The sequence below is a fragment of the Pedobacter borealis DSM 19626 genome (assembly GCF_000708285.2).
Taxonomy (GTDB): domain Bacteria; phylum Bacteroidota; class Bacteroidia; order Sphingobacteriales; family Sphingobacteriaceae; genus Pedobacter; species Pedobacter borealis.
This window is the reverse complement of sequence record NZ_JAUG01000127.1, coordinates 1-23,203: the sequence shown is the minus strand read 5'-3', so window position 1 is coordinate 23,203 and position 23,203 is coordinate 1. Positions and strand designations below refer to the sequence as shown.

Annotated in this window: 22 protein-coding genes and 1 pseudogene; 13 read left to right on the top strand and 10 right to left on the bottom strand. The window is 40.1% G+C overall.

Translation table 11 applies throughout. The features are described from left to right. Positions 1-465 precede the first annotated feature (465 nt). From AW17_RS22035 to AW17_RS22015, 5 genes and pseudogenes are all read left to right on the top strand, one after another. Positions 466-3,648 (top strand): SusC/RagA family TonB-linked outer membrane protein, encoded by a 3,183-nt coding sequence (locus AW17_RS22035; protein WP_083488806.1) that lies wholly within the window; start codon positions 466-468, stop codon positions 3,646-3,648. Between the two features lie 19 nt (positions 3,649-3,667). Beyond that, on the top strand, positions 3,668-5,635 hold the full coding sequence (locus tag AW17_RS22030; protein WP_029280199.1) for a RagB/SusD family nutrient uptake outer membrane protein: 1,968 nt from the start codon (positions 3,668-3,670) through the stop codon (positions 5,633-5,635). A 12-nt stretch (positions 5,636-5,647) separates the two neighbouring features. After that, positions 5,648-6,343: pseudogene (locus AW17_RS25045) on the top strand (DUF4959 domain-containing protein); the annotation flags it as partial. An 18-nt stretch (positions 6,344-6,361) separates the two neighbouring features. Then, on the top strand, positions 6,362-6,856 hold the full coding sequence (locus AW17_RS25040; RefSeq protein ID WP_280740056.1) for a DUF5000 domain-containing lipoprotein: 495 nt from the start codon (positions 6,362-6,364) through the stop codon (positions 6,854-6,856). 30 nt (positions 6,857-6,886) lie between these two features. Further along, positions 6,887-7,972, top strand: coding sequence for a DUF4998 domain-containing protein (locus AW17_RS22015; RefSeq protein ID WP_029280197.1), 1,086 nt, complete (start codon positions 6,887-6,889; stop codon positions 7,970-7,972). A gap of 73 nt (positions 7,973-8,045) precedes the next feature. On the opposite strand, the gene AW17_RS22010 is transcribed toward AW17_RS22015, so the two are convergent. The 3 genes from AW17_RS22010 to AW17_RS22000 all read right to left on the bottom strand — a co-directional run bounded on the left by AW17_RS22010 (position 8,046) and on the right by AW17_RS22000 (position 9,207). Beyond that, on the bottom strand, positions 8,046-8,276 hold the full coding sequence (locus AW17_RS22010) for a hypothetical protein (RefSeq protein WP_029280195.1): 231 nt from the start codon (positions 8,274-8,276) through the stop codon (positions 8,046-8,048). Positions 8,277-8,471: 195 nt separating this feature from the next. After that, positions 8,472-8,795, bottom strand: a complete 324-nt coding sequence (locus AW17_RS22005) for an outer membrane beta-barrel protein (RefSeq protein WP_029280193.1) — start codon at positions 8,793-8,795, stop codon at positions 8,472-8,474. Next, a complete protein-coding gene (locus AW17_RS22000; protein WP_029280191.1) occupies positions 8,773-9,207 on the bottom strand; it encodes a CobW family GTP-binding protein in 435 nt (144 codons plus the stop codon). The genes AW17_RS22005 and AW17_RS22000 overlap by 23 nt, the downstream gene beginning before the upstream one ends. Positions 9,208-9,293: 86 nt before the next feature. Here AW17_RS22000 and AW17_RS21995 point away from each other — a divergent pair, with 86 nt between their 5' ends. From AW17_RS21995 to AW17_RS21965, 8 genes are read left to right on the top strand one after another with little or no spacing between them, the layout of a single operon-like run. Beyond that, entirely contained in the window at positions 9,294-9,689 is a 396-nt protein-coding gene (locus AW17_RS21995; RefSeq protein ID WP_029280188.1) for a MerC domain-containing protein, read from the top strand. Positions 9,690-9,710: 21 nt separating this feature from the next. Continuing rightward, positions 9,711-9,875, top strand: a complete 165-nt coding sequence (locus tag AW17_RS24355) for a hypothetical protein (RefSeq protein WP_157280394.1) — start codon at positions 9,711-9,713, stop codon at positions 9,873-9,875. Then, positions 9,868-10,494 carry an ABC transporter ATP-binding protein gene (locus AW17_RS21990; RefSeq protein WP_029280186.1) on the top strand — a complete coding sequence of 209 codons (627 nt, stop codon included), beginning with the start codon at positions 9,868-9,870 and terminating at the stop codon, positions 10,492-10,494. The genes AW17_RS24355 and AW17_RS21990 overlap by 8 nt, the downstream gene beginning before the upstream one ends. Continuing rightward, on the top strand, positions 10,494-11,708 hold the full coding sequence (locus AW17_RS21985; RefSeq protein ID WP_029280184.1) for an ABC transporter permease: 1,215 nt from the start codon (positions 10,494-10,496) through the stop codon (positions 11,706-11,708). The genes AW17_RS21990 and AW17_RS21985 overlap by 1 nt, the downstream gene beginning before the upstream one ends. 19 nt (positions 11,709-11,727) lie before the next feature. Continuing rightward, entirely contained in the window at positions 11,728-12,165 is a 438-nt protein-coding gene (locus AW17_RS21980) for a hypothetical protein (RefSeq protein WP_029280182.1), read from the top strand. Then, positions 12,165-12,599 (top strand): hypothetical protein, encoded by a 435-nt coding sequence (locus AW17_RS21975; protein WP_029280180.1) that lies wholly within the window; start codon positions 12,165-12,167, stop codon positions 12,597-12,599. The genes AW17_RS21980 and AW17_RS21975 overlap by 1 nt, the downstream gene beginning before the upstream one ends. Next, positions 12,596-13,045 carry a hypothetical protein gene (locus AW17_RS21970; protein WP_029280178.1) on the top strand — a complete coding sequence of 150 codons (450 nt, stop codon included), beginning with the start codon at positions 12,596-12,598 and terminating at the stop codon, positions 13,043-13,045. Before AW17_RS21975 ends, AW17_RS21970 begins: the two co-directional genes overlap by 4 nt. A 20-nt stretch (positions 13,046-13,065) precedes the next feature. After that, a complete protein-coding gene (locus tag AW17_RS21965) occupies positions 13,066-13,503 on the top strand; it encodes a Fur family transcriptional regulator (protein WP_029280176.1) in 438 nt (145 codons plus the stop codon). Positions 13,504-13,506: 3 nt separating this feature from the next. On the opposite strand, the gene AW17_RS21960 is transcribed toward AW17_RS21965, so the two are convergent. The 7 genes from AW17_RS21960 to AW17_RS23910 all read right to left on the bottom strand — a co-directional run bounded on the left by AW17_RS21960 (position 13,507) and on the right by AW17_RS23910 (position 23,052). Continuing rightward, a complete protein-coding gene (locus AW17_RS21960; protein WP_029280174.1) occupies positions 13,507-14,490 on the bottom strand; it encodes a LuxE/PaaK family acyltransferase in 984 nt (327 codons plus the stop codon). A 19-nt stretch (positions 14,491-14,509) separates the two neighbouring features. After that, entirely contained in the window at positions 14,510-14,827 is a 318-nt protein-coding gene (locus AW17_RS21955) for a hypothetical protein (protein ID WP_245235122.1), read from the bottom strand. A gap of 48 nt (positions 14,828-14,875) precedes the next feature. Beyond that, on the bottom strand, positions 14,876-17,305 hold the full coding sequence (locus AW17_RS21950; protein ID WP_029280170.1) for a penicillin acylase family protein: 2,430 nt from the start codon (positions 17,303-17,305) through the stop codon (positions 14,876-14,878). Positions 17,306-17,804: 499 nt separating this feature from the next. After that, positions 17,805-18,815 carry a PorP/SprF family type IX secretion system membrane protein gene (locus AW17_RS21945; RefSeq protein WP_029280168.1) on the bottom strand — a complete coding sequence of 337 codons (1,011 nt, stop codon included), beginning with the start codon at positions 18,813-18,815 and terminating at the stop codon, positions 17,805-17,807. 1 nt (position 18,816) lies between these two features. Beyond that, positions 18,817-22,374, bottom strand: a complete 3,558-nt coding sequence (locus AW17_RS25205; RefSeq protein WP_029280167.1) for a T9SS C-terminal target domain-containing protein — start codon at positions 22,372-22,374, stop codon at positions 18,817-18,819. Positions 22,375-22,641: 267 nt separating this feature from the next. Continuing rightward, a complete protein-coding gene (locus AW17_RS21935) occupies positions 22,642-22,854 on the bottom strand; it encodes a hypothetical protein (protein ID WP_029280165.1) in 213 nt (70 codons plus the stop codon). 57 nt (positions 22,855-22,911) lie between these two features. Then, positions 22,912-23,052 carry a Sec-independent protein translocase subunit TatA/TatB gene (locus AW17_RS23910; protein WP_029280163.1) on the bottom strand — a complete coding sequence of 47 codons (141 nt, stop codon included), beginning with the start codon at positions 23,050-23,052 and terminating at the stop codon, positions 22,912-22,914. Positions 23,053-23,203: the final 151 nt, after the last annotated feature.

Here is a 23,203-nt window from a genome sequence, read left to right as displayed (position 1 = left end):
GAAAACTTGATTAAAACGTCACAAAGTGAGATTTAATAATCGAACTCAGGTATTTAATTTATTCAAACCTTTTGTGTTTTTGTGTATTTTTTTGGAATTGAAAAATTGGTAATCTGGTTTTGCCGTTTATAGCCAGTCTTGTCTGAATTTAATTTTCGATTTTTTTCTTCTGTAATTTTCACAGGTTTCCTTCAATTGTTCTAAGTAAAAGCATTTAGCGATGTGCTTTTTAGATTTATTCTTTTAGGGTTAAATAATGTACGAACATTTATTGTCTTTATCGTCAGACATTTTTTGTTGTAATTACCTATTTTATAGTGCTTTTGTTATTTGAAAAAAAAATTAAAAAAAATGATTTTTAAAATATTTCATGTATATATGTATGTACAAATTACAATTGAATAATGGTTAGGATTATCTGATTGCTATTTGACCAAACAAACCGAATATCAAACTAAAACTATTATGTATCGAAGAATTTTTACATGGGGAAGCATGAAATACCTCTGCTATCTGCTGCTGTTAATGGCTACGGCTTTTGAATCAGTCGCGCAATCAAACAACTCGGTCACCGGTCAGGTAACCGATGTAAAAGGCGGCCCATTGCCCGGAGTAAGCGTCACGGTGAAGGGTAGCGCTAATGGCAGTGTTACCGATAGAGAAGGAAAATATACTGTTAAACTAACCAATGGGGGAGGAACCCTCGTTTTTTCATTTGTTGGTTATAAGAAACAGGAAATAAATATTGCAGGGCGCAAGATCATTAATGTAGAATTACAAGAAGACGATAACTCCTTGGATGAGGTTGCTGTTGTGGCCTACGGAACACAAAAGAAGGGAACCCTGGTGGGCTCTGTTACCACTATTAATCCTAAGGAGTTAAAAGGACCCACCAGTAACTTGACCACGATGTTAGCGGGCAAACTGCCGGGAGTAATTGCCTATCAGAGGAGTGGAGAGCCGGGTGCCGATAATGCACAGTTCTTCATCAGAGGGGTTGCCTCTTTTGGATCAGGTAAGATTGACCCCCTTATCCTGATCGATGGAATGGAGTCTACGCCTACTGACCTGGCAAGGATGCAGCCAGATGATATTTCGGGCTTTTCAGTGTTAAAAGATGCATCTGCTGCGGCATTATATGGTTCCAGAGCTGCAAATGGGGTGATCCTGATTTCGACCAAATCCGGTATTGACGGCAAAACAAAATTTTCTTTCAGGGCGGAAAATTCTATTTCCGGTAATACGCAGAATTTCAAACTTGCAGACAACATTACCTATATGAAGTTAGCAAACGAGGCGGTATTAACCCGAACCCTGCCTGGCTTCAAATCCAGTCCGGAACCGTATTCTAAAACCAAGATAGATCGTACAGCTGCAGGCATGAACCCATACTTATATCCAAATAACGATTGGATGGATGCTTTGATAAAGGACTATACGATGAATCAGCGTTTTAACTTTAATATGACCGGAGGGGGTAAGGCTGCCCAGTATTACATTGCCGCTACCCATAATATCGATAACGGGGTGTTAAAAACCGAAGCGCTCAATGAATACGATAACAATATCTCATTAAAGACCACTCAGGTACGTTCAAACGTGACTGTTAAATTAACACCAACCACTGATGGGACGATAAGAACTTCAGGTACTTTTGACGATTATCAAGGGCCGATAGGTGGTGGAGGCGGTATTTTTGGTCAAGCCATCTCGTCCAATCCGGTATTGTTTCCTGCCGTTTACCCAGCATCGGCATCGCCATTTGAGAAACACCCATTGTTCGGAAATGCCTTGATTGGTAATAGCCTGAATACTTTCTACCTTAATCCCTATGCCAATATGGTTTCGGGTTTTCAACAATACAATACCTCAACTTTAAATGTACAATTGGAAGTAAAGCAGGACTTTAAATTTATTACCCCAGGACTTACCGCCAGAGTGATGGCCTATACCCAAAGGTATTCTTATTTCGATTTTAGCAGGAGGTTTAATCCATACTTTTATGGCGCAACGCCAACAGATGCAAGTGGACAAAATTATAACATCAGCTTGTTAAATGAACTAAACGGACCTACAGAATACTTAAATTATGTGCCTGGTAAGCGTACCGCGAACACTAAAACCTATATGGAGGCTGTAGTAAACTACAATAGAACCTTTAGGGAAAAACATTCAGTAGGCGGATCCCTGATTACCACGCTGAGCAACTATGTAACCGCTAACGCCGACGATCTTCAGGCTGCTCTTCCTGCCAGGAACCAAAGTCTTGCAGGTAAGGTTACCTATGGTTACGATACCAGGTATCTTTTTGAAGCAAACTTTGCCTATAATGGCTCTGAGCGCTTTGCCCAAAAAAACCGATATGGTTTTTTCCCTTCGGTCGGTGTAGCCTGGGTCGCATCTAATGAGAAATTTTTTGAGCCGCTACGCGCTGCCATTTCTAACCTAAAAATTAGGGCTACTTATGGCATGGTCGGTAACGATGCGATTGGAAAAGCAGAAGATCGTTTCTTCTATTTGGCTAATGTAAACTTAAATAGTGGTATTCCAGTAAGCTTTGGTACTGATGGCGCATATTCCAGACCTGGTGTTGCCATCAGTAGATATCCAAATGATAATATTACCTGGGAAGAATCAAGAACCCTAAATTTAGGGCTGGATCTGAGCTTGTTTAACAGCTTAAATTTTGTAATTGAGGCTTACAAGTCACACCGAAGCAATATTTTAATGGCCAGGAGCAGCATTCCAACAACCATGGGGCTTGCTGCCGGTGTACAGACCAACGTGGGCGAGGCTGAATCAGAAGGTATTGATGTTTCAATGGATTACAATAAGACTTTTGGAGCATTTTCGCTTCAGGCAAGGGGAACATTTACCTATGCCACCAGTAAATTGCTGGTTAATGAAGAACCTGATTACGGTGCTTTAACCTACCTCTCTAAAGTTGGTAACTCACTTGGACAGAATTATGGATATATAGCTGAAAGGTTATTTGTTGATGACGAAGAGGTAAGAAACTCTCCGTTGCAATCTTTTGGTAACGAGCCGGTTAGGGGTGGTGATATCAAATATAGAGATGTGAACGGTGATGGCGTCATTAGCGGACTAGATATAGTTCCTTTAGGTTTGCCGACATCTCCTGAGATTATATATGGTTTTCAGCTAGCCGGTGGTTATAAAAAATTCGATATCGGTGTATTCTTCCAAGGCTCTACCCGCTCTTCATTTTGGATTGATCCTGTCAAAATTACACCGTTTGCAATACACGCACCTGACGGAGGAGGCGTTGCGAATCTTCAGAATGGGCTTTTAAAAAGTATTGCTGATAGCTATTGGTCTGAAGACAACAGAAATATGCAGGCATTCTGGCCACGTTTAAGCTCTTCTGTTAACCCAAACAATACACAAAAATCTAACTGGTGGATGCGAAACGGCTCATTTTTAAGGGTTAAATCGGTAGAACTGGGTTATAATCTTTCAGGGAAAACAATGGAGAGATTAGGTATCGGTTCTGTGAGGATTTATGCCAATGGTACAAATCTATTTGTTAAGAGCAGTTTCAAAATGTGGGATCCTGAACAAGGAGGTAACGGATTAGGTTATCCGCTTCAAAAGGTATACAATTTTGGGGTTAACGTTAATTTCTAAATTTTTTTAAGAAAAAGATATGAAACTATTTAAAAATACATATTTTATTTTATCGGCCATGGTACTAACGCTCGTTATGCCATCCTGTAAAAAAGGCTTTCTGGACATTGTGCCAGACAATTTACCTACCCTGGATAATGCTTTTGTAAACCGGAGTGAGGCAGAAAAATTTCTGTTTACCTGCTACAGTGCTTTGCCAAATGAAGCAAGTATAAATACTAATCCTGGTATGAATACAGGTGACGAGTTTTGGATTAATCCGATTACTGCTCCTTTCGCTCAGATCACTACGCTTGAACCGTTTAATATTTCAAAGGGCCTGCAAAGTAAGATCAGCCCGTCCATGAATTATTGGGACGGATCTGGTGGAGGAAAATCGCTATGGTTAGGCATTCGTAACTGTAATATTTTCTTAGAAAATGTTGATAAGCCAATCGATTTAGCGCCTTATGAAAAAGAACGCTGGATTGCTGAGGTAAAGTTTCTCAAAGCGTATCTGCATTGGTACTTGCTTAGAATGTATGGGCCAATTCCCATCGTTGATAAAAACATAGCAATCGACGCAAATGTGGAGGAGGTAAGAGTGAGCCGCCAACCGGTGGATTCTGTAGTCAATTACATTTCAAATTTATTGGATGAGGCCACATCGGGAGGGGCAGGAGTAGGATTGCCAGATAAGATTCAGGCAGCAGCTACCGAAATGGGAAGGATTACCAAGCCTGCTGCTCTGGCCATTAAAGCCCGGTTGCTGGTAACAGCTGCCAGTCCGTTATTTAACGGAAATCCAGATTTCAGCGGTTTAAGAAATAAGGACGGGCAAGCCTTGTTCAATCCTGCTTATGATGCAAAAAAATGGCAGCGGGCTGCGAATGCCTGTAAGGCGGCCATCGATGCTGCAGAAGCTTCGGGAGTGGCTTTATACCAATTTGTACCTACCGGTCTTCAAGTAGCAGATAAAGCCACAAGAATTGAAATGAGCATTAGGAATGCGGTGTGCGAAAAATGGAACAAGGAATTGTTATTTAGTAACGTTGTGGGGAGTACCCGTGAGATTCAAATGAACGCCTGTCCAAATTTATTTGTAGCCCCTCAGTTCGATAATGGCTTAAGTGGGCAATTGGCACCTACACTAAAAATGGCAGAAATGTTTTATACCAAAAATGGTGTGCCGATTAACGAAGACCGCACCTGGGATTATGATAATCGTTATACGCTGAAGACCGTTACCACTCAGGATTCGGCGATGGTGAACGGTTATCTAACGGTAGGGCTACATTTTAACAGAGAGCCTCGTTTTTATGCGGACGTGATGTTTGACGGTGCAAAAATGTATATGCAAAGTAATCAAAAACCACCGATACCGATTTATGCCAAAACAAATGCAATTTCAGGAAAGAAACAAAATATAATCTATTCAATAAGCGGTTATTATACCAAAAAGCTAATCAATATGAATTTGGTAATTGGCGCTACCGGAGGGGTCACCACAGAAAATTACCCATGGCCGATAATGAGGCTTGCGGATCTTTACCTGCTATATGCGGAGGCCTTAAACGAAACAGGCGATCTGGCAACTCCATTAATCTATCTTAACAAGATTAGAGACCGTGCAAGTTTGCCAACGGTAGAAACTTCATGGACCAATTTCTCTACAAATCCAGGTAAATATACCAATCAAGCTGGCTTAAGAGAGATCATACAGCAAGAACGTGCAATCGAACTGGCATTTGAAGGCAGTCGTTTCTGGGATTTGAGAAGGTGGAAGAAAGCGGGTAGCGCGCTGAATGCACCAGTATATGGCTGGAATGTTAGCGTAGAAGGAGGCGCTACCACTAGTTTGGCTGATCTTAATAAAAATGCTCAGGAATATAACACCAGGGTATTGTTATTTAATCAGACCTTTGTTAGCCCAAGAGATTATTTTTGGCCAATTAGAGAAAATAATTTACAGGTAAACCCAAAATTAGTGCAAAATCTGGGCTGGTAATTTTTATAATTCATGAATTGTTTAAACAGATTAAACTTAAGTAAAATGAAAAGATTAATAAATAGATTCTGCCTGGGGATGTTGGTTTTACTTGCTACACAAGCCTGTAAAGAATCGGAAATAGCCACGGCAGTAAATGACGGGGTTGCACCCGGCCCGGTAACGGGACTAACCGTAACCAACCTTAGTGGGGCAGCCACCATAAAGTACATCCTGCCTTCAGACCCTGATGTACTGTATGTAAAAGCAGTGTATAAAACCAAATAAGGTATTGAAAGAGAGACCAAGGTCAGTTATTACAACAACACGATAACTGTTGTTGGCTTTGCAGATACCGACCCGTATGAAGTAAAGTTATATGCGATAGACAAAGGCGGAAATACCTCTCAACCGACATCAATTACCGTTAATCCACTATTACCCCCTTATAAAATAATCCGTAATAGCCTGAGTGTAATCTCGAATTTTGGCGGTATCGATGTGGGTTTTGAAAACGCTACCGAGGCTGATGTGGCCATTGTAGTGATCGCACCCAATAAACTGGGCGAATATGCGCCCATTAACACCAATTATACGACCTTAAAGAAAGGTGTGTTTTATACAAGAGACCTAAAAGCAGAGGAAACAAAGTTCGGCATTTATGTTCGAGACAGGTGGGGCAATATTTCTGATACCTTAAAAACAACCCTTACGCCTATATATGAAGAAAGGTTAGATCGAACAAAAATGAAAGGATTGGCCTGGCCTTCAGATCCAGGTTTAGCCTACAGCGGATCACTAAATGGTGTTTTTGATGGGAGTGTGACCGGCGGATGGTACCATAGCAACGACGCGGCAAGAATGCCTCAACAGTTTACTTTTGATATGGGTGTAACCGCTAAATTAAGCCGCCTGGCCTGGTGGATGAGACCAGATGGAGGAGGGTATTATGCGATACACGCGCCAAGAAAAATTGAGATATGGGGTTCAAATGCGCCAAATCCGGACGGAAGTTATGATGGTTGGACTAAGTTAGTTGATTATGAGCAGATTAAGCCTTCGGGCTTACCAGTTGGGCAATTAAGTACGGCAGACAGTGATGCAGCCAAAGCAGGCGAAACCGTTTTGATACCCTTAGATGCACCAAAAGTGCGCTACATTAGGTTTAGAACCTTAGCCAATTGGTCTAACGGAACCTATTGCTGTTTTTATGAGCTGGCCTTGTGGGGTAACCCGAATTAATAGAATTATAATTAATTAATGAATTAAGTCATGGAAAAAATAAAATATTTGATTTATCCTTTTCTCCTTATAACAGGGTTATGTATACTATCTTGTTCAAAAGAAGATGCGTTTAAAGAATTTACAAAGAATGGGGAAATTAGCTATCCTGGAAAGCCAACCGTAGTGCTTGCCCAGGCGGGATATAAGCGGGTACTGTTACGGGTGGCATTGGGCCCAGACCCTGCCATAACAAAAATAAAAACCTATTGGAACAGTAGGGCCGATTCTTTGGAAACCCCGGTGGTAAGAAGTAATGGGGATATTGTAAATGTGTTTATTACCGATCATTTAAACGAAGGCCAGAATAATTTCGAGGTATACACCTATAACAATAAAGGCAACAAATCTATAGTAACCAATGTATCTGGAACGATGTTTGGCGACAATTATCTGAGCACAGCGCCAAGGGTTAACAGATCGATAGCCACACTTAATTTTAGTGCTTTAAATAAGGCTGTAATTACCTGGGGCCCTGCTTTATCAACCGAGCAGTTTATTGAATTGAAATATACCAATTTAAAAGGGGCGGATACGGCGGGTCTTGTTCCCACGCAATCAATAACCACACTGTCCAACTATAAACTAGGAACGGCAATTACCTATCGTTCTATCTATGCGCCAGAAGCTACTGCTTACGATGTGGTATCGGCGGCCCCAAGCCCGGTAGATTTAACTAAGGGGAGCTATTACCCTGCTGCTATGTCAGGTTACTTTTATTCTACCTCCACTAAGAAAGTAATTGGTCTTAATAAAACTTACGTTCCAAATGGTACAAATGGCATAACTGGCGGTATAATTATCCCTGTAGGTGATTTAACGGACGGCACCAAAGCCTTAATTGTTATAAATGCTGATAATACGGTAACCATATCCGCAGCTACAGGGTCTCCAAATGGGCCGTTTGTGATGTATAGTTCGGCCTTACCAGCGCCTTATGATACCGCTACACCTATTTGGGTAAATTCGGCAGCTTGTAACAACACCTATGATCCCCTTACCAGAATCCTTAAAATAAGGTATGGTATTGGTGGAACAGGTGCCCGGGTTATTGAAGAGATTATTGAACTTAAATAATTTTCGTCGAGGTTTGCTCGAAACCTTGGGGTATAAATTTTAAATCATTTAATAATTAACCTGAGTTCGATTATTAAATATCATTATCAAAGCCTTTGGTCTTAATTTTAAGAAGCCAGTTTTTGTAAAGATTTTTCCCGATAACAGGTTTTCCATCTTTGATCATCAGGGTTTCTCCAAAAATAAAATGCTGGAGATCCTGTCGGAATTCTTTACGGACATCTTCCAGAAATATTGTTTCCTTTTTATCTGGGATTTCAGACAGCTGTTTTAATCGCTTTGATATTAGATTCAAACTTGGCATTTCTTTATTTTAAGATTATCCCGTACATCAAAAATAACAAATATTTGCCGGCTTTTTTCTATAAAAAAGATGATTTACTTTCTTTCACTAGATTCATGCCGCTAAATTTACTCCTGATCTGGCAACCGGTCCTTTTCATCCTTCTTGCGGTTAAAGCGGTAAACCAATGTTGCAGTAGTTAATCTTCCGATCCCTTTAAAATTCGATTCTAAATAATAGGTGTCTGTGGAAGGTAATCTGCTTATCGATAAATGAATCGAAAATGTTGTTTACCGCTAAGGTAGCTGAAACTTTATCTTTAAACAGGTCTTTACTGAGGGCAATGTTAGCACGATACTGCACTTTATTGATCAATTGAATATCGGTGTTTTTAGCTCTATAGTTAAAACTGTATTCTGTGGAAAAACTCTTCGGAAACTTCATCCGCGAGTTGATACGGGTAAACCAGGTATGATCTTCAGATCCATATGCTTTATTCTCAAAGGTACCCTGTTGCTTAAAAGCGTAAATTATAAGCATCTACAACAGTTACCATTGTATCTAACCGGCTAAATTTGCCCAGGTCGATACCTGAAGCTTCATCAATAAAAGAAAATGTTTGTGGAATGGGAATGGGTTCAGATATCCCAGTGCTTTCGATCAAAAGGTAATCAAAGCGGTTTTCTTTTGCCAGTTTTTCCACTTCAATCATCAGGTCTTCCCGCAGGGTACAACAGATGCAGTCGTTGCTCATCTCTACCAGTTTTTCATCGGTTTTAGATAAGGTATGCTGGTCTTTAACCATAGCCGTATCGATATTTACCTCGCTCAAATCGTTTACAATAACGGCCACTTTTAAATCTTGCTTATTCCTCAATATAGCATTGAGCAGTGTCGTTTTACCACTACCCAAGAAACCGCTCAATATGGTTACCGGTAATTTCTTTATCATGTTAATGCAATTATATTGCAAATATAACCTTGATTATTTTAAATGCAACTATATTGCTTTTATATTTGCAGACTAAATTTATTTTAATGAAACTACGGAGCTGTAAAATCAACCTCGACCGGATCGGCATTACCGCCTCAACACTTTGTGCCATACATTGCGCAGCATTACCATTCATGATCACTGTTTTGCCGATGTGGGGTATGGGGTTCCTGGCCAATGAAGCGGTTGAAATTACGATGATTGCAGTTTCATTGATTATTGGTATCTGGAGCTTAAGTGCTGCCTACCGGAAACAACATCACCGTATTATGCCAATACTGGTACTTATTTCAGGCTTTGCCTGCATTGCATTTGGGCATTTTTCGGGAATTGAGCTGCTAGAACCGATTTTGATCCCGTTTGGTGGATTTACTATTGCATCTGCCCATTATCTCAATTTAAGAATGCTCAAGTCTTGTCCCATCGATCATCAGCACTAAAATTTATCCTTATTAACTAATATGTCAAAGAAATATAAAATCATATTTATCCCTGCATTGTTGTTTGTTACGATGTTAAACCCTGCCTGTAAGCATGGTACAAATGATGGAATAGAACTGTACAGGCGTTATGCCATCAAAAATCTGGTAGTTAAAAAAGTGCAAAAGGTGTTACATCATGATTAAGATCAGTTCACTGGCTCATGTTTATGAGAAGGGGAGAAGATTAAAATTTTCGGACTGGGAAATCGCAGATATGGAGCAATGGCTTTTACTCGGTGCATCTGGCAGTGGGAAGAGCACACTGCTCAATATTATTTCCGGTCTTTTGGAGCCAAGCCAGGGTGAAGTTTTAATTAACGGAATCGATTTATATACTTTGCCTGTAAGAGGGCGCGATAGGTTTAGGGGAAGGCATTTCGGTATCATTTTTCAAAGGCCGCATCTTATCCGTTCACTTGATGTGCTCGATAACTTAGCGCTTGTTGCGGTAATGGCTGGGCTACCTGTAGATCACGAACGAAATCTTTCACTTTTGCACGATCTGGGTATTGCTGAGCTGGCTAAAAATTATCCTGACCAATTAAGTCAGGGGCAGTTGCAAAGGGTTTCGGTGGCGCGTGCATTGGTAAACAAACCCGATCTGTTGATTGCTGATGAGCCTACATCTAGCTTAGATGATGAAAATGCCAATCAGGTAATCCAGCTGCTGACTACCCAGGCTAAAGATAATGGAGCTGCACTGATCATTGCCACGCACGACCGAAGGGTTCGGGACCACATTACTAAAACCTATCTACTCTAATGAATATCCTTAAAATCAGTAGCAAAAACCTCGTCAGGAATAAGCTAACAACAATTTTGAATATTATTTTAGTTGCTTTTGGTGTGAGTATCCTGTCTATTCTCTTTTTGGCTTCTACACAGATTAGCAGCAAACTGGAAAAAAATGCCAAGGATATCGATCTGGTTGTGGGGGCAAAAGGAAGCCCCTTACAGTTGATATTAAGCAGCGTTTACCATATCGATTACCCAACGGGAAATATTCCGGCTAAAGATGCCTACAAATTAATGCAGAACCCTATGGTTAAAAGGGCTGTTCCATTGGCATTGGGCGATAATTATAACGGCTACCGGATTGTTGGCACTGATAGCACTTTCTCCAATCTTTACGGTTTATCTATCCAAAAGGGCAGTTTTTGGCATAAAGATTTAGAAGTAACCCTTGGTAACACTGTTGCATTAACATCGGGATTCAAGATTGGTGATTTTTTTTTCGGCGTACATGGTTTAACCGGAAATGGAGATACTCATAAACAACATGCTTACCAGGTAAAAGGGATTTTAAAACCACAGGGAAACATAACCGATAATCTGATCCTCACTAATATTGGCAGTGTGTATAAAATGCATGAAGAGAAGCATGTTGAGGGCCATAGCCACGTTTCTGCAGAAGAAACCAAAGAGATTAACGATAAACAGATTACAGCCTTGCTGATCCAGTATAAATCGCCAATGTCGGTGATTCTTTTTCCGCGGATGGTTAACCAAAGTACAAACATGCAGGCGGCCTCTCCGGCGATGGAAAGTGCAAGGTTGTTTTCACTGATTGGTGTTGGGATTGATACGTTACAATGGTTCGCCATATTTATTATGGGGATTGCTGCCCTGAGTATTTTTATCAGCCTTTATAACGCCATGAAAGAACGGAAATACGACCTTGCCATTATGCGCTGTCTTGGTGCATCAAAACCGAAACTCTTTTTCCTGGTCATGTTTGAAGGGGTTTTGGTTACATTTATCGGCGCTTGTTTGGGTTTGTTGATCGGGCATGTTGCCCTTGAGGTAATCGGTGCCTATCAGAAATCTTCTCAGGCAAAATTAACAGGGCTTACTGCAATTCCACAGGAAGTATATTTAATCTGGATTGGACTGTTTATCGGCGCTTTAGCCTCGCTTATCCCTGCTATGCAGATTTACAAGGTTGATATTGCCGAAACTTTAACCAAAAACAGATAACCTGGTTGAGGTTAATACGATGAAGAAATTGGTTTTATTGGTTGTTTCATGTTTAGTTATCCACGTAGTAGCGGCGCAGGTTAAGGTGCATACCGACTTGCGCACGCCTACCTGGAACCTGATCGGTTTAAGGTATGATGCCGAAATTGCTCCAAAGAAATGGGGAAGCGTTTTTCCACCTGCATTAAAGGCATTACACAACAAGGTTATCGAGCTGCCCGGTTACATCATTCCCACAAAGGTAGGGTCGAAATTTAGCGAATTTATGTTCTCTATTGTACCCATTGCCTCCTGTCCGTACTGCGGCTCGGGCGATATTCCATCAATGGTGCAGGTGAAAATGTTAACGGCTATTCCCATTACCGAAAAACCGATCAAACTGAAAGGGATATTCGTTATTAACGATTCGGGTGATGATAGGAGCGAGTTTTTTCTTTTAAATGCAAAACAATTATGATGAAAAAATATATAACGGTTTTATTGATATTGATCTCTTTTACGGCTGTTGCGCAGGTTAAGGTACATACCGACATGCGCACGCCTACCTGGAACCTAATTGGCCTAAAGTACGATAAGCAGGTAAAACCATTGGTTTGGCAGGCTGTTTTTCCACCTGCATTAAAGGCAATCGATAATAAGATAATCGAAATCCCTGGGTATATTATCCCTACTAAAGTTGGCAATAGCTTCAGCGAGTTTATGTTTTCTATTGTGCCCATTACCTCCTGCCCCTATTGTGGCACGGGCGATATCCCTTCGATGATAGAAGTGAAGACTTTAAAACCGATTACCTGGACCGAAGAGCCCATTACCCTAAAAGGCAAATTGATAATCAACGGTTCTGGTGATAGCCGATCTACCTTTTTTCTTTTAGATGCTATAAAACGATGAGATATTTGTACTTTATTTTCTTTCTGTTTTCCGTTTGCTCAGTTAGTGCACAAACGCAAAAGCACAACCCAAAAGATCAGTTGCGATCTTTAAACTGGGATGTAATCGGCTCGGTGAAATTTGAACTCACCGAAAAGAACGAACTTTTGCCCCTGTTTACTGAACAGATCAGACGTTTTGAGAATAGGGAGTTTGATTTAATAGGTTACCTGATCCCTATAAAAAGCGGACAGAAACAACAAAAATTTCTTTTGGCAACCCTGCCCATTAACCAATGTTATTTTTGTGGGCAAAATGGTATTCCGGTAATGATTATGGTTGAGATGAGAATTGCTGTGCCTTATAACGAAAAACCCATCCATGTACGGGGGATTTTAAAATTGGAACAAAAGGATGCGAGCTATGCACCGCCAATAAGCATCAAAAATGCCAAACTGATTAATTAATTGCTTATTTTTGTATTGCTATGGAAAACAAAACAGCACGTTTCGAAAAACTTTTGGTTAAAAACGGACTAAAAAGAACTGGCCCACGTTTGCAGGTGCTGGAGATTTTGAGCGGAAGAGATTCTGCAACATCTCAGCCTTATCTGGAGCAAGTGATGGGCAAGAATGCTGACCGAGTTACTTTATACCGTGTTTTGCAGGCTTTTGAAGAAAAAGGGATTATACATAAGGTTTTAGATCAGCAGGGCACTGCCAACTATGCCATCTGCTCTGATGGTTGCAGTGCACACGAGCATCATGACGAACATGTGCATTTTAACTGCGATAACTGTCATAAAATTTACTGTTTGGATACCGTTAAAATTCCGGCATTAAAAGTTCCGGCAGGATTTAAAGTAGAACACCTTAACCTGATTGCTACGGGTTTATGCGCAAGCTGTTCGGATAAGGTAAATTAAAGTTTACTGCACCAAAAGATTACAACCCCTGATATCGGCATTGTCAAACCTGCCCAATACTTCAAAACTTTGATCAGGATTTATTCTGCCCAGATCCTGCGTAGCAATAAATGAACAGGAATTGAGATTGGCCAGATCGATTACATTGATGCCGCCAGTCCTGCCATTCGCCATCAAACTTAAAGGATCGTTGGTGTCGCGGATCAAAACCTTCATCCAGCTGGGGCAGTTAAAGATACCTTCACCCAAAGAATAAGCCTGAGAAAGTAGTTCGGTCATTCCATATTCGCTATGGATCGCACTTACCCCGAACCCTTCGGTCAATTGTTCGTGAAGTTCTTCCCGTACCATTTCTTTACGTTTTCCTTTCATTCCTCCCGTTTCCATTACAATCAGCTCGGGGAAATCGATTTCAAACTGTTCTATAAAATCGAGCAGGGCATAGGTAACACCAATTAAAACGGTTTTTTGTTTTTTTGATTTAAGATCCAGGAGGGTTTTCAGCAATTCATCATGGTTGTATAAAAAGTAACCACTTTGTGGGTGTTTGCTCTTTTCGATCAGATCGTTCACCATATAAATCAGCGATGAACCAGCTCGCTGTTGGTAGGATGGGAGCAGGGCCAAAAAGCAATATTCGGTGATGTCTCCGTAAAATTGTGCAAAAGCCTGTAGATAGCTCTGTTCATACAATTTAACGTTGGTTACATGATGGCTGCTCTGTACCATGCCCGTAGTGCCAGAACTACTGAAAGTAATTTCGACAGGATCGATACTGCTGAGAATGGAATGGCTTTTAAAAAAACTGATGGGTAAAAAAGGTATCTGGGCAATTTCACTTACTTCATCAGCATCAACACCTAAGTGAAAGATATATTCGCGATAAACATTGCAGTTTTGGGCCTGTAACTTAAAAATGCTTAAGGCAAGGGCGTTAAACGCATCGGTACTTTTTACAGAAAATATATCGTTGGCTGTTAAATTCACAGGGCAAAAGTACGAAGCGTTATGCTATTTTCTCGTCAGTTTTTTTCGCCAGCATCGCCATGCGGAACTGATAGCCACAGTAACCGCTAATCCCGGCAACCAGGCCACTTAAAATCCCCGTAACCAACAACAGTGCCCACCACAATTTTACACCGGTCATTACGGCCACACGGCCAGCAAGGACATTATCATTAGGCAAGCTTTTAAATAAAGCATATCCGATCCAAAGTAAGAAAATAGCGAGGAAAGATTGCCAAAAGGCTATTTTTCCTGTTTTGCCAATAATGCCGCAGGTGGCAAAAGAAATTACAATAATGATCCACCAGGGGGCAATCATTTGTAAAAGGAAACAAATTATTAATATAACAATGAAAACCATTTTAGCCTATTTAGAAATTTTTAAACGAGAAATAACCGTACCCGATTTATCATCAGGACTTTGCATATAAAACAGATCGTACAATTTACCGTTTGCCCAAGTATCGATCATATTATCATAAAATTTGCTTCCAGGATTACCTGATTGGCCGCCTGGATAAACCCCATGTCCTTTTGGCGTTTTACCCAGTTCGATCACCATCCGCCATGAAGGTCCGTTGGCTTCGCTCAAAGCATTAATGGCAGTTTTTGCGCCGCCAATCTGCAAAACCTTCGAACCAAATCCTGGTATTTTGGCCAGATGTGGTACATTGGTCTGTTTTACATTTGCCCAGTCCCAATCTTTGTTTATCGGCCCAAAGCGTCTTTCCAAACTATCGCAGCTATATTTAAAAGCTTCGATAACCAGGTCAGATAATGTTTCTTTTTTGCTGGTATTGATATTATCATACCAGGGTGCATTGGGTTCTTTCAGGATCATTTCCACCGTGCGGTCTCTAGAAGGGTAACGCATCGGGATTCCCTTAACCTCGAATTCGTCTGCCCAGATATCATGTGATAAGCGTTTAGTCCATATCTCAAATACGCTGGCTGCAATTTCATGGGCATCGTAACGTTTGTTCCATTTGTTCAGGTAAGCCAATGCCTCTTTTTGTGTTGCGTTTAATTGTTCGTTGTTCAATAAGGGCAATAAAGCAGGAACCAGGTTCTGCGCCATAATGCTGTAATTGTCGGTCTGCATCAAACGGATGCTATCCAATGTAGCCTTGTTCATGGCCGATAAGCGGTCGTTGATCCTTTTGCCACGCTCGTAAGGCGCAAATTCCCAGTTAATGTAATATGGGTAAGTAGTGTCAGTAGAAGATTGGTTGGCCGAACTTACAAAACCACGCGGCGGATTCTTAACTGTTGGGTTTTGTGCATTTGGGATCCAGCCCTGCCAATCGTAAGCGGGGTCGGTACCATCGAGAATAAACTTGCCCTGATCCTTCCATTTTAGGGGGAATTTACCATTTGGTGTGATGGCAATATCGTTATCCACACTGGCGAAAACAAAGTTCTGTGCAGGTGCCGTATAATAAGTTAAAGCCTTACGGTAGTCGTTATAATTTTTCCCACGGTTCAGGTAATAGAAAGTCATCAGCTCATTCGATTCATCATGTGCAATCCACCTTAAGGCATCGCCAACAGGTACATTGTCGGCCCTGCCGTATTTTGGTTTCTGGAAATATACCACCGGCCCGTGATGCGTGTAGTAAACGGTATCGATTTCATCTTTTCCACCACGGATTTTAATCGTTTCCAATCTCTTGGTTGTGGCTTTCCATTTATTGTTGTACCAATATTCGTTGTGGCTGGAATCCTTAAACTTGATCTGGTAAAAATCCAGTACATCGGCGGCAACATTGGTCACACCCCAGGCTATTTTCTGGTTAAAACCTATAATTACGCCCGGAGCACCAGGTAATGAAACGCCATAAGTATTTACGCCCGGTGCATGCAGCTGGATCTGGTACCAGATTGAAGGAAGTGTTAAATCCAAATGTGGATCGTTTGCCAAAATCGGGTATCCTGATGCAGTTTTAGCACCAGATAAAGCCCAGTTATTACTGCCGATGCCCTCTATTTTTTCGGTTGTTTTTACCTCGCCGGTTTGCGCCTGGGTAAAGCTTTCTGGCGTTTTAGGTGTTGGTAAGGGAGAGAAGTCCCATTTTGTGCCAACAGGGATGATCGGGTCTTCGCGGAACGGATAATCCGGGAAAAGATTTTTGGTCACCTCGGGGCCGAATTTTTTCAAGATGTTTGTCATGTAAAATTCATCAGAACCCATGGCTAACACTGCCGACATCTGTTTCAGGAGCAGCGCACATTTTACAGGTGTCCAGCTTTCAGGCTTAAAATCAAGTATTTTGTATTCTAAAGGATAATTGGCTTTAGAAAGCGTTTTGATATAGGCATTAATCCCTTCGGTATAAGCTAAGATCATTTCCTTTGCTTTAGGATCGGCCATCATACCTTTTAACGAGTTTTCTGCCCCGTAAACCATGCCCATCCGGCGCTGATAACGGTCTACCTCTATTGCTTTATCGCCAACTACTTCACTAATTCTCCCCGCGGCAAAACGGGTCTGGAAATCCATTTGCCAAAGGCGGTGCATGGCGGTTACATAACCTTGTGCCAGATATAGATCGTGATCATTCTGTGCAAAAATATGTGGAATCATACGGTCGTCAAAAACGATTTCGATTTTATCTATCGCTCCTTTAATCTTCGCTTTATGGTTAAACATAAAATGATTGTTCTCTGCATTTTGCCAGAAACCCATAAAAGGATTTAGGAATTTCAACAGTGGAGGTGTACTACCTAATTTGGTATTAAATAAAAAAGCTAATGCTATCGGAATAATGATGCAGAATACGGCTTTAATTTTATTCATAATGGTTAGCTAACAAGTCTTTTGCTAAGATAGGGCAAAATGACGGTTTATGTTTAATGCAAAATACAACAAACTGTATATCAATCAAAATTATAATTCGAATTGAAATTATTATGCTAACATAATTTGTTTAATTCAAAAAAAGAATTTAAGTTTATATAACTAATAACCTGAGTTCGATTATTAAATCTCATTTTGTGGCGTTTTAATCAAGTTTTCTGTTAAGACGGTCGTCACCCTGAATTTATTTCAGGGTCTTTCACGCTAAAAAGATGCTGAAATAAACTCAGCAGGACGATAAAGCTGGATTAGGCGTGTATAAGATATGATTTTCAGCTAATAATTATCGAACTCAGGTTATTAACTTAACGAATTGAGCGTTACCCTGTAACGAGGAGGCAGGATTAAGCGTAAAACGGGGATACATTTATTGATTTGTACAGGTTTTTGCGCTTCGACCTATAAGCTACCTATTTATGAAAATCTGGATATCAGCAGATTACCACATTTTAATATACGATGGCACCTTATAGATATTATTCAGCAATAAACCCAATACAATTTCGTGACTTCCATTGCTTACCTGATTTAGTTGTGAAGTGGTAAAATCGTACGAATAAGTTAAATTAACCATCTTGCCAATATTAAAGCCAGCCATTGCTGCAAACGAATCATCTTTACGATAACTTCCCCCCAGCCAGATTTTGTCTTTAAAAGCCAATTTCAGGTTTACATCAACAGAAACCGGTGCTGGTGATACATACTTTACCATTACCGATGGTACAGCGGCAATTTCATCATCTAAGAAAAACTTATACCCTGCCGTAGCAAAGTAATGTGGAGCTTCTTTACCTAAATTATAACTATTATCGCCTGTAAAGCTTAATTTTTGTGGTAAAATCTGCTGCACAGATAAACCAGCAAATAACCTTGCGCCATATAACCATAAACCAATACTCAAATCGGGTTTCACCTGGTTAATCAGCGCCCTGTTCATAATCGGATCTACAGGTGTGTCGAAAGTAAGTGCATTTACATCTAATGAAATACTCGAAAGCCCTGCGGCCACTCCGGCCGATAAATTGAAATTATTACTCAATTGAAGATGGTAAGCGTAAGTAACGTTTGCATCCAATCTTTTTATCGGGCCAGTTTTATCCAACACCGCCGTCACCCCCATTCCATGGTGCGATGGCGACGACATATAGTTTTGCATATAATTACGGTCCATCGGATTACCTGTTTGCTCAGGAAAAGAGGTTAACGCATTACTCCATAGCTGATTATCGCCAAGCGCCCAATGTGCCGATACAAAAGAAGTTTGAGGTGCATCGGTAATCCCCGACCATTGTTTACGGTAACCAGCTTTAAAATCGAGGTAATTTTCAATTCCTGAGAGCGCCGGATTTAGCAGATACTGATTAAAAATGTATTGGGTATACTGTGGCTTTTGTTGTGCAAAAACCTTAAATGTTGCAAAAAGTACAAATATGATAATGAGCTTCTTCAATTTATCTGATTATAGTGAGCGGTCCTGTTATTGTTTTACGTCCGTTACGCGGGTTGATGATATAATAATAAACACCTACCGGAAGCGGTTCATTTTGGTAATTCCCATCAAAAGGAATTTTATATCCTGCGCTAAAAAAGACCCTATTTCCATTTCTGTTAAAAATTTCGACGGTAGCATTTGGATAAGATTCTAAATATTTAATGATCCAGGTATCGTTTACATTATCGCCATTTGGCGTAAAGGTATTAGGTGGATTTAATACTTGCAAAACTTTTACCAACACTGTTGATGTTGTGGCGCATCCGTCAGGCTGTGTGGTTGCTGTAAGCGTATACGCTGTATCGTTATCTGGTGATGCAATCGGATTTAATACATCCGTTTTATTCAAACCTGCAGCAGGCGACCATTTATATTTCAAATTAGTGCCTTCTGCAGTGGCGGGGATCTCGATCTGTCCGCCTGCCAGGATATAAATCAATGTACCCGCATCAGCAACAGGTGATTTATACACCTCGATTGTATTGGTTATGGAGTTAGGACAACCATTATCGCCTGTAAATGTATAAGTGATAATGTGTGACCCAAGCCCTGCAATTTTCGGATTAAAAGTACCATCTTCCTTTATGCCATCTCCAGAATATTTGCCATCACCTCCCGTCACTTCTTCTTCAGCTTTCTGTTTGGCCTGTGTAATTAAAACGGTGCCATCGGCCTCGCAAACTGGAGCCATCTCATCAAACACCAATTGCGGAACCGGTTTCAGCGTAAGCCTTTTATCTAAATATTTAGAGCAGTTTTCTCCAGAATAAGCTACAAGTCTGATGTTAAATGTTCGGTCGGTAGTGCCACCAAAACTATCGTACTTAAGAACAAAAACCTCATTATTACCCGGATAAGGAATTGTTTTATAAATGGAAGTTTCTTTACCAAAATCTCTATAGATCTCAATTTTTGTAATATTACCCGTAAATACGGTAGACGTATTTTTAATCATAATGTCCTCACTCACGCAGCTATGGTCGTTGATAATTTCGAAATCTGCTGCTTTAACATCACCATTAACCGTAAATGGCTTTGATGCGAATGACTCACAACCATCCTGATTTTTCACTGTCAAGAGCACATTATAATTACCCGTGGCAGCAGGCGTAAAAGCACCATCAATACCTGTTGTTGTAGCGATTACATTATTGTTATTATCCATGTATTGCCATACAAAAGTTAATCCGGTTGTACTTCCATCGGCATTTTTGGAGGTATTTCTAAATCTGGCCACGCCATCGGCTAAACAAAAATCAGGAAGTTCGAAATCAGCAGATTGTGGATCAATTACGGTTACAATTTTACTTTTTACTAAACTTACACATCCTTTATCACTTTCGGTTGTTAGCGTAATGGTATAAGAACCAATAGCACTATATTGATGAATGGGGTGCTGTTCAGTAGAAGGAGTACTTCCATCTCCAAAATCCCAGTTCCATTTCACAATAGTTCCAGTGCCTTCTATCGTCGATTTTTCTGTCAAAATAATCGGTTTGCCTACGCATAAACCTTTCACATCAAAATCGGATAAAGGTTGAGGGTTAATTACAATTGGAAATGCCGAAGATGTTTCAGAACATTTCGAATCTGTTATGGCCGTTAAAACCACATTATAAGTACCTGGGCGATCGTAAACATGAACAGGGTTCTGCTCAGGAGATGTTTTTCCATCACCAAAATCCCATAGCCACTGTGTAATGCTCCTCGAATTTGAATTGGATGTACTTTTATCAGTAAATTGAACCCCATTAGATTGACAACCGCTAGCCGGTAATTCGAATGCTGCTGTGGGTTGATTATCAACTGAAAAATCTATAATCAATTCTTCCGTATTGCCACAATTATCGGTGTTGGGCTTAGTTGCAATTACTTTAAACTGATAATCACCAGGATTTGGATAGTTCAGGTCGTTAGGATACTTGTAGGTATAATAGATATTATTATCATTTGGCCTGGTAAAGGTATTTATTGCCATCGGTTTATCATCAGTAAAACTCGCTGCCCCCTCAATCTCCCAATCAATTTTAATGGCCTGATAAGGTAAATTTATAGTTAAACTGATGGGCTCCCCTAAACAACCGCTGCTAATGGGTTGTCCCGTAACCGTGCTGGTTGGCTGAAAAGTAAAGTTCTGAATATTTGCTCCAGCTAAGTATGCATAAGACTCTACCGTACCATAGCCATACGAAATTGCTGAAAAACCACCTGCTGCAGATAACCTATGCTGGGGCTGTGTATTGGTTACGTCAATTACAGCATAACTAAAAGTGTTATCAATAGCTGTAAAATTATTCACTGGATTCCCATCCAGCCTAAACGAAGCTATATCTGCTGTTTTAATAATTACATTGAGATAGTATCTGGTAATCTGCGTAGGAACCCCTACTGACCCCAAATCAGAGAAAACCGTTATATTATTTAATGTTTGCTCGACAGGGTTAAGCACGGTTATTTCAGGATCGCCTGGAAATTGCGCTTGATTGGTACCTGTTCCATTGTTTAGATTGCAAGTTTGCGAAGTTTGGTATTGCGCAACAGCAATTGGTTTAGAACCAGAAATTACATTTGCTGAAGTAGAAAAAAAGGTAACTACCGCTCCCTTATTATATGGATTAGAAAGCGGGGTTCCATTGGCGCTTGTAGTACTCCCATTAACGGTTAATATAGTATTATCTTCAGCCACAATTATCCTCATAATATCGGTATTACCATGAAGCGTATTATAAAAAGGTGCAGTTACAAAATTTTTTCCCCATGCAGAAACTGGAAAAACCTGCTGATACAGGTTATCACCACCACTCGGATTGCGGCTATTACCTTCATTACAAAATGCTGCCCAGGTATTACCTGTAAATACGGCTACAGGATTACAGTTTAAGGCTTTAATGTGGCTTCCTGTTAAATCACCAACTGATTGATATTGATAAACATCGCCTTTATTTAACTTAATGGTAAAAGTCGTATTGGCGGTTCTTCCTCCATATCTATCGTTTTGTTTAGGTGTAATCTCCACATCTGTATTATCAACTGTTCCTACAATCGTAAATTGTGAAAAACCCGGTTGATTTCCATGGTTTTCGTAGCTAAAGGCATAATATTCTTGTCCAAGTGTGTTTGTTGGCAATACTAAAGTACCACCCGTACGGGCATTATTAGAAATGATACTATACAATGATATTGCTTTAGTGGTAACTACGTTAATGGCTTTATTTGGCTCTATTAAATTGGAGCTCCCCATTAATACTGCATAGGTATTTGGATTGATTACAAATGGCAAACAGGTATTGGCCGGAATAGTGGCACCAACCGGAGACACCAAAACGCCCCCAATATAAACTTTATATCCGGTAGCCTGATCTGTAGATAAAAACAGCGTTAACCTGGAGTTATTACCATCAATATGCCCTGCATAAGGAACATAAAAATCTTTTCCCTTATTTGATGTGTTTTGAGCAAAAGACAAAGATGTTGCAAAAAGCAAGATAAGCAAAACCAATAACCAATGCCTGCTCATTACCTATCAGTTTAATTTGAAAACGTTATACATGTTTGTTTGATTAGACATGCAATATACCATTAATCAAATCACAAGAAAAAGAATTATTAGAATTTTAACAATTTTACGCGGAAAAAGCGCCTTTCGTGTAATAAACTGAGAGAGTTGTGTAAAAAAATTTCATATACAAATATAATTAAAGTGAAAAATAGAACTGGAGAAGATGAATACAATAACAAGCAAAACAAAAAAGCCACCTTATTAAAGTGGCTAAAGGATAAAGGTTCAGTTATTACCTTGATCGGACTGATCGCCGCTACCGTATTTTGAGGAGAAATCTTTAGCTTTCTCATCTGCAACACTATCGTTATGCTCTTCAGGCTCCAGATTTTCATCTAAACGGTCATTCCAATCATTTATTCCTTTAACGGGATGTTTTGCATTTTCTGCTGTAAAATCGGATTTTGATTTAGCCAGATCTTCTTTCTTATTTTCCATGTTGGCGTTTATTTTAGTTAAAACAGCGCCAGTAACAGAAAGTTTTGTTTAATGCAATTATTTAACAGGCGGTTCATCTTTGGCATCCTTAAATTCTTTTACACTTTTCCCTATTCCCCGCATCAACTCCGGCAATTTTTTACCACCAAAAATAAGCAGGATAACCACTCCTATTAAAATAATTTCTATTGCAGACATATTTTTATATTTTTCACAATATACGTTAATTCTTCCGAAACGGTTTGGTTGATTGGTTCAATTACAGGGAAATCGCTTTTAACTTTTCTCTGATAATTCTTCCTCTTTCTGCGCATACCTAAGCATTATGTTTGCCACGGAAGCACGAAAA